Below are 15617 nucleotides of genomic sequence, written 5' to 3' on the forward strand. Positions count from 1 at the left end.
CCCCGCGCAAGGGAGCGCGCCGTGACGGGAACGCGGATCCCCCAGTTCGACGCGGCCACCATGGCCGCTCTCCTCACCCCCGCCGCCGCGGCCGACGCGCTCGACGCCGCGCTGCGCGCCGGGCTGGATCCCGAAAGCTGCCCGCAGCGCACGGCGTACGGGGTGCCGGGCGGCGAGTTGCTGCTGATGCCGGCCGCCTTCGGCTCGTACGCCGGGGTGAAGATCGCAGGGGTCGCGCCCGCCAACCCGGCCCGCGGCCTGCCCCGGATCACCGGGTCGTACCTGCTGCTGGACGGTCCCACCCTCAGCCCGCTGGCCCTGCTCGACGGCGCCGCCCTGACCACCCTGCGCACCCCGGCGGTCTCCGCCCTCGCGCTGCGCCACCTCACCGGGGCGGGGCGTCCGCTGCGGATGGTGCTCTTCGGCTCGGGGCCGCAGGCGTACGGTCATCTGGAAGCGGCCTCCTGGGTACGGGAGTTGGCGCAGGTGGTGGTCGTCGGGCGCGACCCGAAGGGCGCGGAGCGGCTCGCCGCCCATGCCCGCACCCTGCGGCTGTCCGCCCGTACGGGCACCCCCGAGGACGTGGCCGGCGCCGACCTGGTCATCTGCTGCACCACGGCCCGCGAACCCCTCTTCGACGGACGGCTCGTCGGCCGCGGCGCCACGGTGGTCGCCGTCGGATCCCACGAGCCGGACGCGCGGGAGACCGACACCGCTCTCGTGCACCGGGCGGCCGTGTACGTGGAGTCGCGGGCGGCGGCGCTGCGCGAGGCGGGGGACCTGCTGGTGCCGCGGGAGGAGGGGGTGATCGGGCCCGGTCATATCACCGGCACCCTCTCCGACCTGGTGGCGGGGCGGATGCCGGCCGGTGGAGAGGGGCGTCGTCCACAGCTCTTCAAGAGTGTGGGCATGGCCTGGGAGGATCTCGCCGTGGCGGTCGCACTGTTCCGGGCCGCCGGAGCGAGCAGCACGACGTGACCGCTGGAGCGAGTAGCACGACCTGACCGCTGAAGTGAGCAGCGCAACGTGACATTGTACGCTGCTCCTCTAGCGTCGTGGCGTGACGGGTGTCGGAGGAAACGCAATGGGTGACCTGAAGCAACACAGTCTCATCAAGGCCCAGGAACGGCTCCGCGACCAGGTCGGCCACGCCCTGCGGGCAGCTCTGATAGCCGGCGAACTGCGCCCCGGCAGCGTGTATTCGGCCCCCGGTCTCGCGGCCGAGCTCGGCGTCTCGGCCACGCCCGTCCGCGAGGCGATGCTCGACCTCGCCCGCGAGGGACTGGTCGAGCCGGTCCGCAACAAGGGGTTCCGGATCACCGAGGTCAGTGAGCGCGACCTGGACCAGTACACCGAGCTGCGCACGATGATCGAGGTGCCGACCATCGGCCGGATCACGAAGATCGCCACGGCGGAGCAGCTGGAGGCCCTGCGCCCCATCGCGCAGGAGATCGTCACCAGCGCCCGCGAGCACAATCTCATCGCGTACCTGGAGGCGGACCGCCGCTTCCACCTCGCACTGCTCGGCCTGGCCGGCAACGACCGGCTGGTCGAGACGGTCGGCGACCTGCGCAAGCGGTCCCGGCTGTACGGGTTGACCGGCCTGGACGAGGCCGGCAAGCTCGTGTCGTCGGCCGAGGAGCACATCGAGCTGCTCGACGTGATGCTCAGCGGGGACGCGGAGGCGGCGCAGGCGTGCATGCTCCGCCATCTCGGCCATGTCCGCTCGCTGTGGGCGCAGGGCCGGGACGAGCCCGTAGGGCGCCCGCCGAGCCGCCTGGGCGGCCCCGCGCGCGGCTGAGATGCGCCTCCCTTTCCCGCGAGGGGCTCTCGGACAACGGCGTCCGAGGGCCCCTCGTCTGCTGGGACGGGGTCAGGCCAATTTGGTCAGGCCAGTTCCCTGCGGAAGAACTCCAGTTCCATGGCCATCACCTTCTCGCGGGTCCCGCCCGGGGCCATGTGGGTGACACCGGGCAGCGCCAGCAGCTGGTGCGGGCGGCCCGCGTCCGTCAGCGCCCGGGAGAGGCGCAGGGTGTGCGAGGGGTGGACGTTGTCGTCGGCGAGGCCGTGCACGAGCAGCAGGGGCCGGGTCAGCCCCGGGGCGTCGGCGATCAGGGAATCGCGCTCGTACACCTCCGGGTTCTCCTGGGGCAGGCCGAGGTAGCGCTCGGTGTACGCCGTGTCGTAGTGCCGGAAGTCCGTCGGCCCCGCCCCGGCGGCCGCCGCGTGGAAGACGTCGGGGCGCCGCAGCACCGCCATCGCCGCGAGGTAGCCCCCGTAGGACCAGCCGCGGATCCCGACGCGGCCGAGGTCGAGGTCGGGGTGGCGCTCGCCGAGCGCCCGGAGCGCGGCGACCTGGTCCTCCAGGGTGACGTCCGAGAAGCCGCGGTACATGGCGTGCGTGAAGGCGGGCGAGACGTACGGGGTGCCGCGGTTGTCGATGGTCACCACGGCGAAACCCTGGTCGGCCCACCACTGCCGGGCCTGCCAGCGGCGGGGCTCCGCGCTGACGTCCTGGTAGCAGGGACCGCCGTAACCGTCGAGCAGTACGGGCAGCCGCCGGCCCGGCGTGTGGCCGCGGGGCAGCACCAGCGCGGTGGGGACCCCGTGCTCGGTGACCCGCGCCAGGGCCGGGGTGACCCGGTAGGGCAGCGGCTCGGAGAGGTCGGCGGGGCTGAACTCGCGGCCGTCGGCGGTGCGTACGGTGCGCCGGATCCCGTCGGCGTCGGCCGAGGTGAGGAGCAGGGTCCCGGCGGAGGCGCTGACGGTGTGCACCCCGGGCCCGTCGGCGAGTGCGGTCAGCTCCCCGGTGCTGGGGTCGAGCAGCAGCACCTGCTGTTCGGCGGGGTCGCGCAGCCCGGCCTCGATCAGCAGCCGGCCCTCGTGGACGCCGGCCACGCGGCGGACCTGGACCCCGTCCCCGGTGATCAGTTCGCCGTCCACCGCGAGGGCGCGGGCGGCCCCGCCGGGGGTGTCGGCGGCGGTCAGCATCCGCCCGTCCGGGAGGCGGGCCGGGGTGCCCGGGACAAGCGGGTCGACCCATTGGGGGTGCGTGGTGCGGGACAGTTCCCGGGTACGGCCGGTGGCCGGGTCGGCGCTGAGCAGCAGGACGCGTTGCTGGAGCCGGTCCTGGACGGTCAGCAGGATCTCCCCGGCCGCCGTGTCACCGGGGGCCCAGCCCGCGTCGGAGACGTACGGATAGGTCTCGGCGTCCCAGTCGAGCCGTACGGGGCCCGCGTCCGGGCCGAACACCCACAGCTGGACCTCGGCGTTGGGGCCGCCGGCCTGCGGGTACGCGAAGTCCTCGGCCGGGACCTCGGGGTGGGCGGGGTCGGCGAACCAGCGCCGCTGAAGGGCGGATTCGTCGACGCGGGCGGCCAGCAGGGTGACTCCGTCCGGGGACCACCAGTGGCCCCGGGCGCGGCCCAGTTCCTCGGCGGCGGCGAACTCGGCGACGCCCCAGCGGGCTCCGTCGGCGGGGGTGATCCGGCCGCCCGGGGTGACGTACAGGGCGTCGGCGGTGACGTAGGCGGTGCGGGAGCCGTCGGCGTTGGGGCGGGGGTCCAGGGCGGGCCCGGCGGCCGGGATCTCCCGGGGCCGGCCCGCCCGCGGTGCTGATCCGCCGCAGGAGACCTCGGCCTCGGCGTCGGCCTCGGCTTCGGCTTCGACCTCGACCTCGTAGAGCCGCCCGTAGAGCGGGAAGACGGCGTGGCGGCCATCGCCGGAGAGGGCGTAGGAGCCGATTCCGGAGGCGACGAGCCGGATGCGCTCGCGCAGGCGTCGCTCGGAGGCCGGGAGGGCGCCCGGTTCCGGGCACAGTTCACGCGGATCGGCGAGCAGGGTCTCGGCGCCGGTGGCGGTGTCCATGACCCAGAGGCCGGCGAAGGCGTCGGTGGGGCCGGTGGAGCGGAGGAACCAGAGCAGCCGGCCCTCGTCGCCGAAGGCGAAGGCGTGCGGGGCGCCGTGGGTGAAGCGGGCCGTGGCGGCGGAGAGGCTGAGGAAGTCATCCATGATCGAATCCTGACATGTGATATGTCACATGCGCTAGACCATTCGAGTGGTGACCCCCGGGGGCCGGGCTTAGCGTCGAAAGGTGGATCGGAACACGCGGCCAGGCGGAGACGGGACCGGCGGCAAGGCCCGGGGCGAGGGCATCGGCGGTGCGAACGGCAACGGCGGCGGGAACGGCAACGGCAAGGTCCGGGGCAGCGGCAGCGGGAACGGGAACGGGAACGCCGGTGCGAACGGGAGAGGCAACGGCAAGGTCAGGGGGAGCGGCAACGGGCTCGCCCTGTCCGTCATCGCCTGCTGTCAGCTCATGGTCGTCCTCGACATCACCATCGTGAACATCGCCCTGCCGAGCATCCAGAACGCCCTGGACTTCTCCACCGAGGACCTCTCCTGGGTCATCAACGCCTACACCCTCACCTTCGGTGGCCTGCTGCTCCTCGGCGGCCGCGCCGGCGACATCCTCGGCCGACGGCGGGTCTTCATCTTCGGCGTCCTGCTCTTCGGCCTGGCCTCGCTGCTCGGCGGATTCGCACAGAACGCGGGCCAGTTGATGGCCGCCCGCGCCCTCCAGGGCGTCGGCGGCGCCATCGCGTCCCCCACCGCGCTGGCCTTGATCACCACGACGTTCCGCGAAGGGCCCGCGCGCAACCGGGCGTTCGGCGTCTTCGCGGCGGTCTCGGCGGGCGGCGGCGCGATCGGCCTGCTGGCCGGCGGAGTCCTCGTCGAGTGGCTGAACTGGCGCTGGGTGCTCTTCGTCAACGTCCCGATCGCGCTGCTGATCGCGGTCGCGGCGGCCAAGGTGATCCGGGAATCCGAGCGCCACCCCGGCCACTTCGACTTCTCGGGCGCGCTGACCTCCACCCTGGGCATGGTCGCGCTCGTCTACGGCTTCATCCGCGCCGCCCAGGACGGCTGGCGCGACAGCCTCACCCTCGCCTCGTTCGGCGTGGCGGCGCTGCTGCTGACGTCCTTCGTCCTGATCGAACGGCGCTCGCGGCAGCCGATCACTCCGCTCCACATGTTCGCCGACCGCAACCGGGCCGGGACGTACGGCATCATGCTCTTCCTGGCCTGCGCGATGTTCGGCATGTTCTTCTTCCTGACGCTGTTCGTGCAGAACGTGCTCGAATTCAGCCCCATCCGAGCGGGCCTGGCCTTCCTCCCCGTCAGCGCGATCATCGCCGTCGGCGCGGGCGTGACCTCACAACTGCTGCCGAAGTACGGCCCCAAGCCCTTCATGGTGATGGGCGCCCTCTGCACGGCGTCCGGCCTGGCCTGGCTGACACGGACCGACGTCCATTCCACCTACCTGGGCAGCGTCCTCGGCCCCATGCTCATCTTCGGCCTCGGCATGGGCATGCAGTTCGTGTCACTGACCCTGATGGCGCTGTCGAACGTCCCCGACCGCGAGTCGGGCGCGGCGTCCGGGGTGCTCAACACGACACAGCAGGTGGGCGGTTCGCTGGGGCTCTCGATCTTGGTCACCGTCTTCGGGACGGCCAGCCGCAACGAGGCGAAGGACCTCATGCCGTCCTTCCTCCGCGCGGCCACCCCGGAGCAGAGGACGTTCCTGGAGCGCACCGGGCGGCTCCCCGAGCCCTGGGGGGACCAGGTCCTCACCGCCGGCGTCTCCGCGGCCTTCATCGTGGCCGCCGTGTTCACCCTGGTCGCGGCGCTGATCGCGCTGCTCGCCATCCAGGTCCGCTCGGCGGACGTCGAACGGCTCCAGGGCAACCACAGGCCGACGGCCGTCAGGGAGTAGCCGCCCGGAACCGCTCCGTCAGGGAGTAAGCCGCCCGGAACCGCTCCGTCAAGGAGTAGCCGCCCGGAACCGCTCCGCCGCTATCCGCCGCCGACGGGGCGGATCCGGCAGCGCGCCGGACCGTTCGTGCGCAGGGTGATGCCGGCGCTGACCGGAATGTCGGTGTCCACGGGCTCGAACTCGTACGACCGCACCATCATGGTCAGCGCGATCACCGATTCCAGCATCGAGAAGTGCTGCCCGATGCAGGCGCGCGGTCCGCCACCGAAGGGGAACCAGGCGTAGCGGGGGCGTTCCGCTTCCGCCTCCGGGGTGAAGCGTTCGGGGTCGAAACGGTCGGGATCCGGCCAGTAGCGCGGATGGCGGTGTGTCACCCACGGCGCCAGTATCACGTCAGCGCCTGCGGGGATGGTGTGTCCGCCGACCTCGGTGGCGGCGACGGCCTTGCGGCCGATCACCGGGGCCGCCGGGTAGAGCCGCATGGCCTCCTTCAGGACCTGGGTGAGGTACGGGAGCCGGTCCAGGTCGGCGGCGCCGGGCGTACGGTCGCCCAGGACGCGGGAGATCTCCTCGCGGGCCCGGCTCTGCTGCTCGGGGTGACGGGCCAGCAGGTGCAGGGCGAAGGACAGCGAGGTGGCGGTCGTCTCGTGGCCGGCGAGCAGGAAGATCAGCACCTGGTCGCGCAGCTCGGAGAGGTCGAACTCCCCGTCGTCCGCGCTCTTGGCGGCGGCCAGCAGCGTGAGCAGATCCTCGCCGCCACCGTCGGGGGCGGCGGCGTCGCGGCGTCGCCCGGCGATGATCCTGTCGCAGACGCCGTACAGCTCGTCCATCGCGGCGGCGGCCCGCTTGTTCGCCGGGGTGGGCCAGCCGCGCGGGACGTTGGCGGGGGAGTAGCCGCGGCGCAGCACGTACTCCGTGATGACCGGAAAACACCGGTCCACGACATCGACGGTGGCGTCCACATCGGTGCCGAAGAGGATCCGGGCGACCGCGCGCAGAGCGAGCCGCATCATCTCGTCGGCCACGTCGACGACGCCGCCCGGCGCCTCCCGCCAGGCGCCGAGGGTCGATTCGGTCTCATCGGCGACGGCTCCGGCGTAACCGTCGACCCGGCGCCGGGTGAACAGCGGCTGGACCAGCCGGCGCTGGCGCAGGTAGTCCTCGTCCTGGCTGGTCAGCAGGCCGTTGCCGAAGGAGTCCCGGATCTCCTGGTAGAAGGGGTTGTCCTTGCGGAAGTTGGCCGATTCCGAGGCCAGGACCTGCTGGGCGCCTTCCGCGGAGAAGACGCAGTACAGCGCGGCGCGCAGACCGGGCGGGCCGGCGGTGATCCGTACGACGTCGCCGTGCTGGTGCTGGGCCCGCAGATAGGTCCCGAGCGAGTCGGACTTGAGGTCGAAGAGCGACCCGAGCAGCGGCACCCCCGCGAGATCGGGGATCTCCGCGCTGGTGCCCGTATCCGTATCGACTGCCATGGCCGCCCCCTCGTCCCGTCCCGATGTGTCAATTCTGCCGGGCCCCACCACCCGGTGGCGAGAAACCCGGCACATCAGGCCGAATCCCGACGATCACCGGCTCCGAAGGGCGCGATCGCGAGCTGGGTGGGGCGTCCGGGGTGGTGGGTGGGGTGGCCGGGCTCGGCGGGCGCGCCGGAAGAGGGGACCCTCCCGGTGAGGTGCCGAAGGGCTGTTCTTGAGCCCTGGACGTGGGGGGACTACGAGATCGGCACACCTGCCCCAAGAAACCACAGACCGGCGATGCTTCCGTCCTCGCGGAAGGCCACACGGAACTCCCCGGGCCGGTGTTCCATGCGCAGCGGCACGTTGACCACGGTGAACTCGCGGAAGGCGACGCCCTGGGGAGCCCCGTGCGACTGGTAGCGCCCGAACTCGTCCTGGTACGCCTGCCACGCCCTCGCCAGTGCGTCTGGGGGCAGCAGCTCACGTGTCGTCGCATCGAAGCGGGCGGTGGCAGCGGGGAAGTCGCCCTTCACGATGTCATTGAGCGTCGTCAGGGCGATCCGGTCGTACGGAGTCTGAGCCGGGGAGGCGGGGGCCGGGAGCGCGACCGTCGTAGGGGCGTGGGGTTGCACCGCGGCCAGCGCCATACCGTTGACCGGCAACAGCGTGCAGGCGCCCAGTGTCACCGCGGCCACCGCCCGCACCAGTCGCCGCTTCCCGCTGAGCAGCGCGTCTCCTCCGGACATCAGGACCACGGCTTTCTTCACCTCGAAGGCGGACACGCCCATTCTGCTCCGCGCGCGCTCCCCTCGCACGCCGGGGCGCAGGACCCTCGCAGCCGTGCCTCGTGCCTGGGGCCGACCCAGCGGGGTCCGTATACGGGGTCAAGGCTTGCGATGCCGGCCGCGCCGCTCATGAGGCGCCGGCTGGGCGGGCTGCTGCTGTGCGGCGGGAGCGGTTGAGCATCTGGCGCGCCGCGTCACATAAAAGGCCACCATCAGCATCATCATGCTGATGGTGGCCTCGACGTCACCCAGTTCGGCCCCGACCGAACGGCGTTGCTTCTAGATGTCCCGGAAGATTTCGATCTGGGCGCCCACCGAGTTGAGGCGTTCGGCCAGTTCCTCGTAGCCGCGGTTGATGACGTAGACGTTGCGCAGTACCGAGGTGCCTTCCGCGGCCATCATCGCGAGGAGGACCACCACCGCCGGGCGCAGGGCCGGCGGGCACATCATCTCCGCCGCGCGCCAGCGGGTGGGGCCCTCGACCAGGACGCGGTGGGGGTCCAGGAGTTGGAGGCGGCCGCCGAGGCGGTTGAGGTCGGTCAGGTAGATGGCCCGGTTGTCGTACACCCAGTCGTGGATCAGCGTCTGGCCCTGGGCGACGGCCGCGATGGCCGCGAAGAAGGGGACGTTGTCGATGTTCAGCCCGGGGAACGGCATCGGGTGGATCTTGTCGATCGGCGCTTCGAGCTTGGAGGGCCTGACCGTCAGGTCCACCAGGCGGGTGCGGCCGTTGTCCGCCGTGTACTCCGCCGAGCGGTCGTGATCGAGGCCCATCTCCTCCAGGACCGCGAGCTCGATCTCCATGAACTCGATCGGCACCCGGCGGATCGTCAGCTCCGACTCCGTGACGACCGCGGCGGCGAGCAGGCTCATCGCCTCGACCGGGTCCTCGGAGGGGGAGTAGTCCACGTCCACGTCGATGTTCGGGACACCGTGGACGGTGAGCGTGGTGGTGCCGACGCCCTCGACCTTGACGCCCAGCGCCTCCAGGAAGAAGCACAGGTCCTGGACCATGTAGTTGGAGGAGGCGTTACGGATGACCGTGACGCCGTTGTGCCGGGCCGCGGCCAGCAGCGCGTTCTCGGTGACCGTGTCCCCGCGCTCGGTCAGCACGATCGGACGGTCGGGGGAGACCCCGGCCGCGACCTGCGCGTGGTAGATGCCCTCGGTCGCGGTGATGTCCAGGCCGAAGCGGCGCAGGGCGATCATGTGCGGCTCGATGGTACGGGTGCCGAGGTCGCAGCCGCCGGCGTACGGGAGCCGGAAGTGGTCCATCCGGTGCAGCAGGGGGCCCAGGAACATGATGATGCTCCGGGTCCGGCGGGCCGCGTCGGCGTCCATGGCCTCCATGTCGAGGCGGGCCGGCGGGATCAGCTCCAGGTCCACGCCGTCGTTGATCCAGCGGGTACGGACACCGATGGAGTTGAGGACCTCCAGCAGGCGGTAGACCTCCTCGATGCGGGCCACCCGCCGAAGGACCGTACGGCCCTTGTTGAGGAGGGAGGCGCACAGCAGGGCGACGCACGCGTTCTTGCTCGTCTTGACGTCGATGGCGCCGGACAGCCGGCGGCCGCCGACGACCCTCAGGTGCATCGGGCCGGCGTAGCCGAGAGAGACGATCTCGCTGTCGAGAGCCTCGCCGATCCGGGCGATCATCTCAAGGCTGATGTTCTGGTTGCCGCGCTCGATCCGGTTCACGGCGCTTTGGCTGGTGCCGAGCGCGTCGGCGAGCTGACTCTGTGTCCAGCCCCGGTGTTGCCGGGCGTCACGGATGAGCTTGCCGATGCGTACGAGGTAGTCGTCTGCCATAGGTGCACGGTATCTCAGATATGAGATGCCGCTCGCGCTGGGTGTGGCAGACGGGTGTTACGTACCGTCAGCTCCCATGGTGGGACCTACGGGCGCCTGCCGCGCGCCGAGGCGGTGGTCCGGGCGGGCGAACTGCTCCTGGTCCGGGGTGGTTGGGGCGTTTGAGGTTCGGCTTGCGGCGCGGACCGGTGGAGTTCGTCCTGATGTGCGCATCCGTCGTTTGTGTGCATCCGTCCTCTTTGTGTAGCCCGCTGCGGACCTCAGATGGATTCGGCGCCTTCTCCTTCCGTCCCGTCGCCGACGCCCGGGGCGGCGGGGGAGATTCCCAGCCCGCTAGAAGGTGTAGCGGGTGTGGCTGAACACCTGGCCGTCGTGGCCGAAGCCGTACGCCGTGCCCGGTGCCACCGCGAACAGCAGGTCGTTGCCCTGGCGGATGCTGTCGCCGAAGCCGTAGAAGATTCCCTCCGGCGAGGTGATGTGGTCCCCGTATTGCTCCTCGAAGGCGGCGATGACCTCGTCCTGCCGCGCCGGATCCGACACCCGCTCCGCCGTGCCCTCGATCACGATGTCGAGGCCCCCGGAGAGCGAGTTGTTCCCTGTGGTGAGTGCGCAGTGGGCATTGCCGGCCAGGTTCTTCGCCTTCTGCTCGCCCGGCCCGGTGCTGAAGTACAGCGCCCCGTCGTGCCAGGCGGCGATCAGCGGCGTGACGTGCAGCCGGCCGTCCGGCCGGACCGTGGTGATCCAGAACAGCTCGGCGGCCCGCAGTCGGCGCTCGGCCTCGGCCCAGTCGGTGGCGGTGACACCTTCCGCGCCCGGGCGCGGGTTCAGCGCGGAACTGTAGCGGGCGTCGAGCTCGGTCCTCGGGTGCTGCGGCGTCATGCGGAAGTCCTTTCCCTCTCCTGATCACGCAGGCTACGCAGCCGGGCCCGGCGGCGCTCAGACCCGCTTCCGGCAGGGATCAAGAGCACCCGGACAGCACAAACAGGACCCTCTCGTGCGCTGCCGTGGGTGAGGTCGGTGAGGTCGGAGCAGTCGGTGGACCGCACGTTCGCCGGCTCTGTCGCTGATCTCGCAGCGGCGAGGGCGTGCGTCCACCAGTCCTGTCGAACGATTACGCGGGTGGGCAGCGAGTCGGCGTGCCCGCAGGCGGGCGTAGCCGAGTGCGGCCCGCCGCATTGACCGGCCGATCCGCCTTGCGCGGGCCGGAGCCGCCGCGAGAGCTGGCCGGGCCACTCGGCACCGTCGAGCGGGACAGCCCGCCAGCGCGTTTGGCGCCCTGCCCGGGGCGGACGAGTTGCGGCTGAATCGCTCGGCAGAGCACCCCGGCGGATCTAACGTCTGCCCATGACAGCTTCCGGTCTTCCCCGGCGTCTCGGCACTCTGAGCTTCCACGGCCCGCTCTCCGAAGGCCGCGCCGAGCGCATCGCCTCGACCACCGCAGGGGCCACCCGACCCAATGACGGCAGCCGCTGGGCCGGCCGGCCGTCGGCCAGCGCCCCCCAGCGCGTCACCTCATAGGAGTAGGTTCGCTGCCAAGAAGCCAGAACGGCCGGGTGCGCTGAGCAAACGCCTCGATCGGATGACAGCGGTCACACCGGTGCGCGCCTCGTCGTCGGCGCGGACATGTACTAGAGTTATCTCGACATCGAGATATCTGCCGAAGGCGTACCGCAGCCGCCCCCGCCGGTAAGGCTTACCTAACTTAGCCCTACCTTAGCGGATTGGCCAAGGGGCGTGGCGGCAGGATGCGGTCATACGCGCGAATTCATGCATGAAGGAGACTGTCGTGTCGGCGAACAGCTTCGACGCCCGCAGCACGCTGCAGGTGGGCGACGAGTCGTACGAGATCTTCCGGCTGGACAAGGTTGAGGGCTCCGCCCGCCTTCCCTACAGCCTGAAGGTGCTGCTGGAGAACCTGCTCCGTACCGAGGACGGCGCGAACATCACCGCCGACCACATCCGGTCGCTCGGCAACTGGGACTCCCAGGCCCAGCCCAGCGAGGAGATCCAGTTCACGCCGGCCCGCGTGATCATGCAGGACTTCACCGGCGTCCCCTGTGTCGTGGACCTCGCCACCATGCGCGAGGCCGTGAAGGCCCTCGGCGGCGACCCGTCCAAGATCAACCCGCTGGCTCCGGCCGAGCTGGTCATCGACCACTCGGTCATCGCCGACAAGTTCGGCACCAACGACGCGTTCGCCCAGAACGTGGAGCTGGAGTACGGCCGCAACAAGGAGCGCTACCAGTTCCTGCGCTGGGGCCAGACCGCCTTCGACGAGTTCAAGGTCGTCCCCCCGGGCACCGGCATCGTCCACCAGGTCAACATCGAGCACCTGGCCCGCACGGTCATGGTCCGAAACGGCCAGGCGTACCCCGACACCCTCGTCGGCACCGACTCGCACACCACCATGGTCAACGGCCTGGGCGTGCTGGGCTGGGGCGTCGGCGGCATCGAGGCCGAGGCCGCGATGCTCGGCCAGCCGGTCTCCATGCTGATCCCGCGCGTCGTGGGCTTCAAGCTGACCGGCGAGCTGCCGACCGGCACCACCGCCACCGACCTGGTGCTGACCATCACCGAGATGCTGCGCAAGCACGGTGTCGTCGGCAAGTTCGTGGAGTTCTACGGTGAGGGCGTCGCCGCCACCTCCCTCGCGAACCGCGCCACCATCGGCAACATGTCTCCGGAGTTCGGTTCCACCGCCGCGATCTTCCCGATCGACGACGAGACCCTGAAGTACCTGCGCCTGACCGGCCGCGACGCGCAGCAGGTCGCGCTCGTCGAGGCGTACGCCAAGGAGCAGGGCCTGTGGCTGGACCCGGCCGCCGAGCCGGACTTCTCCGAGAAGCTGGAGCTCGACCTCTCCACGGTCGTCCCCTCCATCGCCGGCCCCAAGCGCCCGCAGGACCGCATCGTCCTCGCGAACGCCGCCGAGCAGTTCGCCCTGGACGTGCGCAACTACGTCGACGACGTGGACGAGGCGGGCATCGAGTCCTTCCCGGCCTCCGACGCCCCGGCGAACCACCCGAACGGCGCCCCGTCGAAGCCGACCCTGGTGACCCTCGCGGACGGTTCGTCCTTCGAGATCGACCACGGCGCCGTCACCGTCGCCGCGATCACCTCCTGCACCAACACCTCGAACCCCTACGTCATGGTCGCGGCGGCGCTCGTGGCCAAGAAGGCGGTCGAGAAGGGCCTGTCGCGCAAGCCGTGGGTCAAGACCACCCTGGCCCCGGGTTCGAAGGTCGTCACCGACTACTTCGACAAGGCCGGCCTGACCCCGTACCTCGACAAGATGGGCTTCAACCTCGTCGGGTACGGCTGCACCACCTGCATCGGCAACTCCGGTCCGCTGGACGAGGAGATCTCGAAGGCGATCAACGAGCACGACCTCGCGGTCACCTCGGTGCTCTCCGGCAACCGCAACTTCGAGGGCCGGATCAACCCCGACGTCAAGATGAACTACCTGGCCTCCCCGCCGCTGGTCGTCGCGTACGCCATCGCGGGCTCCATGAAGGTGGACATCACCAAGGACGCGCTCGGCATCGACACCGAGGGCAACCCGGTCCACCTCAAGGACCTGTGGCCCTCCGAGGCCGAGGTGAACGACGTCGTGGCGAACGCCATCGGCGAGGACATGTTCAACAAGTCCTACCAGGACGTCTTCGCGGGCGACGCCCAGTGGCAGGCGCTGTCGATCCCGACCGGCAACACCTTCGAGTGGGACCCGCAGTCGACCTACGTGCGCAAGCCCCCTTACTTCGAGGGCATGACCATGGAGACCACCCCGGTCTCCGACATCGCCGGCGCCCGCGTGCTGGCGAAGCTGGGCGACTCGGTCACCACCGACCACATCTCCCCGGCCGGTGCGATCAAGGCCGACACCCCGGCCGGCAAGTACCTCACCGAGCACGGCGTCGAGCGCCGCGACTTCAACTCGTACGGTTCCCGCCGCGGCAACCACGAGGTCATGATCCGCGGTACGTTCGCCAACATCCGCCTGCGCAACCAGATCGCGCCGGGCACCGAGGGCGGCTTCACCCGCGACTTCACCGTCGAGGGTGCGCCGGTCTCCTTCATCTACGACGCCTCCCAGAACTACCAGGCCGCCGGCATCCCGCTGGTCATCCTGGCGGGCAAGGAGTACGGCTCCGGCTCCTCCCGCGACTGGGCTGCCAAGGGCACCGCGCTGCTCGGCGTCAAGGCCGTCATCGCCGAGTCCTACGAGCGCATCCACCGCTCCAACCTGATCGGCATGGGCGTGCTGCCCCTGCAGTTCCCCGAGGGCGCCACGGCGGCCTCGCTCGGCCTCACCGGCGAGGAGACCTTCGCCTTCACCGGTGTGGAGGAGCTGAACAACGGCACCACCCCGCGCACCGTCAAGGTGAGCACCGACACGGGTGTGGAGTTCGACGCGGTCGTGCGCATCGACACGCCGGGCGAGGCGGACTACTACCGCAACGGCGGCATCATGCAGTACGTGCTGCGCCAACTTGTCGGTTCTTGACCTGATGTGAACGAGCGCCCTACCCCTGCATCTCGCACGCGGGGGGCGGGGCACTCGCGCTCGACGGTGCGGAAGACGCCGCCTGTGACCATGATCGCAGGCGATCTGTTCCCGGAGCGGAGCTGCGCATCCTACGACGACGAAGAACCCCGCACCTGGTACCAGGTGCGGGGTTCTTCTGTGGGGTGTTCACGAGTGTCTCCGACCAGGCGGGACAGAAACGGTTGAAGATCGCTTCCCAGTCAGCCGAAGATCGTTTCCCGCTGATGGGGCGGCCTCTCGTGTCCCGTCGCACTGCAGTTGTCCGTTGGTCTTGCCCTGAGCTGCCGGTTTGCCAGGATGGCTGCGAACGCCTCTCCTCGCGTTCTCAGCGAAGCTGGCTTTTGCGGAACGTCCAGCGGCAGTGAGCATCGACACCTCGGTGCCGAACTCAGCCGCTACCTCCGAGCCAACCAGATCGCCGTCATCGAGGTGGACCGACCCGATCGCCGGGCTCGCCGAGCGGCAGGGTGGGCTCCATCGAGGCCTACGCCGCCGCGGTCCTCGCAGGCCGCGCCACCGGCACCCCGAAGAACCGCGATGGCGCGGTCGAGGCAATCCGCGGACTGCGCGTGGTACGCGCCAGCGCCGTCAAGGCCCGTACCCAGACCATCAACCAGATCAAATCACTGATCATCACCGCCCCCGCTGCGGTACGGGAAGCACTGCGCTCGCTGACCACCACCGAACTGGTCCGACGGCTGGCCGCCAGCCGTCCCGGCGCCGATCTTGCCGACCCGGCCACAGCCATCAAAATCGCCCTCAAGCGCCTGGCCAAGCGGTACCGGCACTTGAGCGAGGAGATAGCAGACGCGGACGGCGACCTGCGCGTCCTGATCGCCCGCACCGCACCCCGCTTACTCGCGCTGCGGGGCGTCGGGACTGAAACCGCCGGTCAGTTGCTGGTCACCGCCGGGGATAACCCCGACCGGCTCGCTTCAGAGGTCTCCTTCGCCCACCTGTGCGCCGCCGCGCCCGTGCCAGCCTCTTCCGGGCGCACCGACCGCCACCGACTCAACCGTGGCGGAGACCGCCAGGCCAACCGTGCGCTGCACACAATCGTGCTGGTCCGCATGCGCCACGACCCGCGCACCCGCGACTCGCACGACGCACCCTCGAAGGACTCAAGACGAAGGACATCTTCAGATGCCTCAAGCGATTCGTCGCGCGCGAGGTCTACCACCACCTCACGGGCGCATTCAGCGGAGCACCCCGGCTGTCTCCCACAGCTTGACGATCTATAGAAGCTT

At 70.6% G+C, this 15617-nt stretch carries 10 protein-coding genes and 1 pseudogene; 6 read left to right on the plus strand and 5 right to left on the minus strand.

What is annotated here, in order from left to right:
* The first annotated feature begins 21 nt into the window (after nt 1-21).
* Both ACWDX7_RS15045 and ACWDX7_RS15050 read left to right on the plus strand, forming a co-directional pair.
* Nucleotides 22-978, plus strand: coding sequence for an ornithine cyclodeaminase family protein (locus ACWDX7_RS15045; protein ID WP_451489797.1), 957 nt, complete (start codon nt 22-24; stop codon nt 976-978).
* A gap of 106 nt (nt 979-1084) precedes the next feature.
* The gene (locus tag ACWDX7_RS15050) at nt 1085-1801 is read left to right on the plus strand and encodes a GntR family transcriptional regulator (RefSeq protein WP_451489796.1); all 717 of its coding nucleotides are present in this window, start codon (nt 1085-1087) and stop codon (nt 1799-1801) included.
* Between the two features lie 86 nt (nt 1802-1887).
* On the opposite strand, the gene ACWDX7_RS15055 is transcribed toward ACWDX7_RS15050, so the two are convergent.
* Nucleotides 1888-4011, minus strand: a complete 2124-nt coding sequence (locus ACWDX7_RS15055) for a prolyl oligopeptidase family serine peptidase (protein WP_451489795.1) — start codon at nt 4009-4011, stop codon at nt 1888-1890.
* Between the two features lie 307 nt (nt 4012-4318).
* Here ACWDX7_RS15055 and ACWDX7_RS15060 point away from each other — a divergent pair, with 307 nt between their 5' ends.
* The gene (locus ACWDX7_RS15060; RefSeq protein ID WP_451489870.1) at nt 4319-5773 is read left to right on the plus strand and encodes an MFS transporter; all 1455 of its coding nucleotides are present in this window, start codon (nt 4319-4321) and stop codon (nt 5771-5773) included.
* Between the two features lie 80 nt (nt 5774-5853).
* Here ACWDX7_RS15060 and ACWDX7_RS15065 read toward each other — a convergent pair whose 3' ends face one another.
* The 4 genes from ACWDX7_RS15065 to ACWDX7_RS15080 form a co-directional block, all read right to left on the minus strand.
* Nucleotides 5854-7245, minus strand: coding sequence for a cytochrome P450 (locus ACWDX7_RS15065; protein WP_451489794.1), 1392 nt, complete (start codon nt 7243-7245; stop codon nt 5854-5856).
* A 239-nt stretch (nt 7246-7484) separates the two neighbouring features.
* Nucleotides 7485-8012, minus strand: a complete 528-nt coding sequence (locus ACWDX7_RS15070) for a DUF3887 domain-containing protein (protein WP_451489793.1) — start codon at nt 8010-8012, stop codon at nt 7485-7487.
* 282 nt (nt 8013-8294) lie between these two features.
* Nucleotides 8295-9824 (minus strand): helix-turn-helix domain-containing protein, encoded by a 1530-nt coding sequence (locus ACWDX7_RS15075; RefSeq protein WP_451489792.1) that lies wholly within the window; start codon nt 9822-9824, stop codon nt 8295-8297.
* Nucleotides 9825-10157: 333 nt separating this feature from the next.
* On the minus strand, nt 10158-10703 hold the full coding sequence (locus tag ACWDX7_RS15080) for a pyridoxamine 5'-phosphate oxidase family protein (protein WP_451489791.1): 546 nt from the start codon (nt 10701-10703) through the stop codon (nt 10158-10160).
* Between the two features lie 465 nt (nt 10704-11168).
* Here ACWDX7_RS15080 and ACWDX7_RS15085 point away from each other — a divergent pair, with 465 nt between their 5' ends.
* The 3 genes and pseudogenes from ACWDX7_RS15085 to ACWDX7_RS15095 form a co-directional block, all read left to right on the plus strand.
* Nucleotides 11169-11342, plus strand: coding sequence for a hypothetical protein (locus ACWDX7_RS15085; protein ID WP_451489790.1), 174 nt, complete (start codon nt 11169-11171; stop codon nt 11340-11342).
* Nucleotides 11343-11610: 268 nt separating this feature from the next.
* On the plus strand, nt 11611-14328 hold the full coding sequence (gene acnA / locus ACWDX7_RS15090) for an aconitate hydratase AcnA (protein WP_451489789.1): 2718 nt from the start codon (nt 11611-11613) through the stop codon (nt 14326-14328).
* A gap of 420 nt (nt 14329-14748) precedes the next feature.
* Nucleotides 14749-15601 (plus strand): annotated as a pseudogene (locus tag ACWDX7_RS15095) (transposase); the annotation flags it as partial.
* Nucleotides 15602-15617 lie beyond the last annotated feature (16 nt).

It is taken from the genome of Streptomyces sp. NPDC003034 (genome assembly GCF_053591375.1).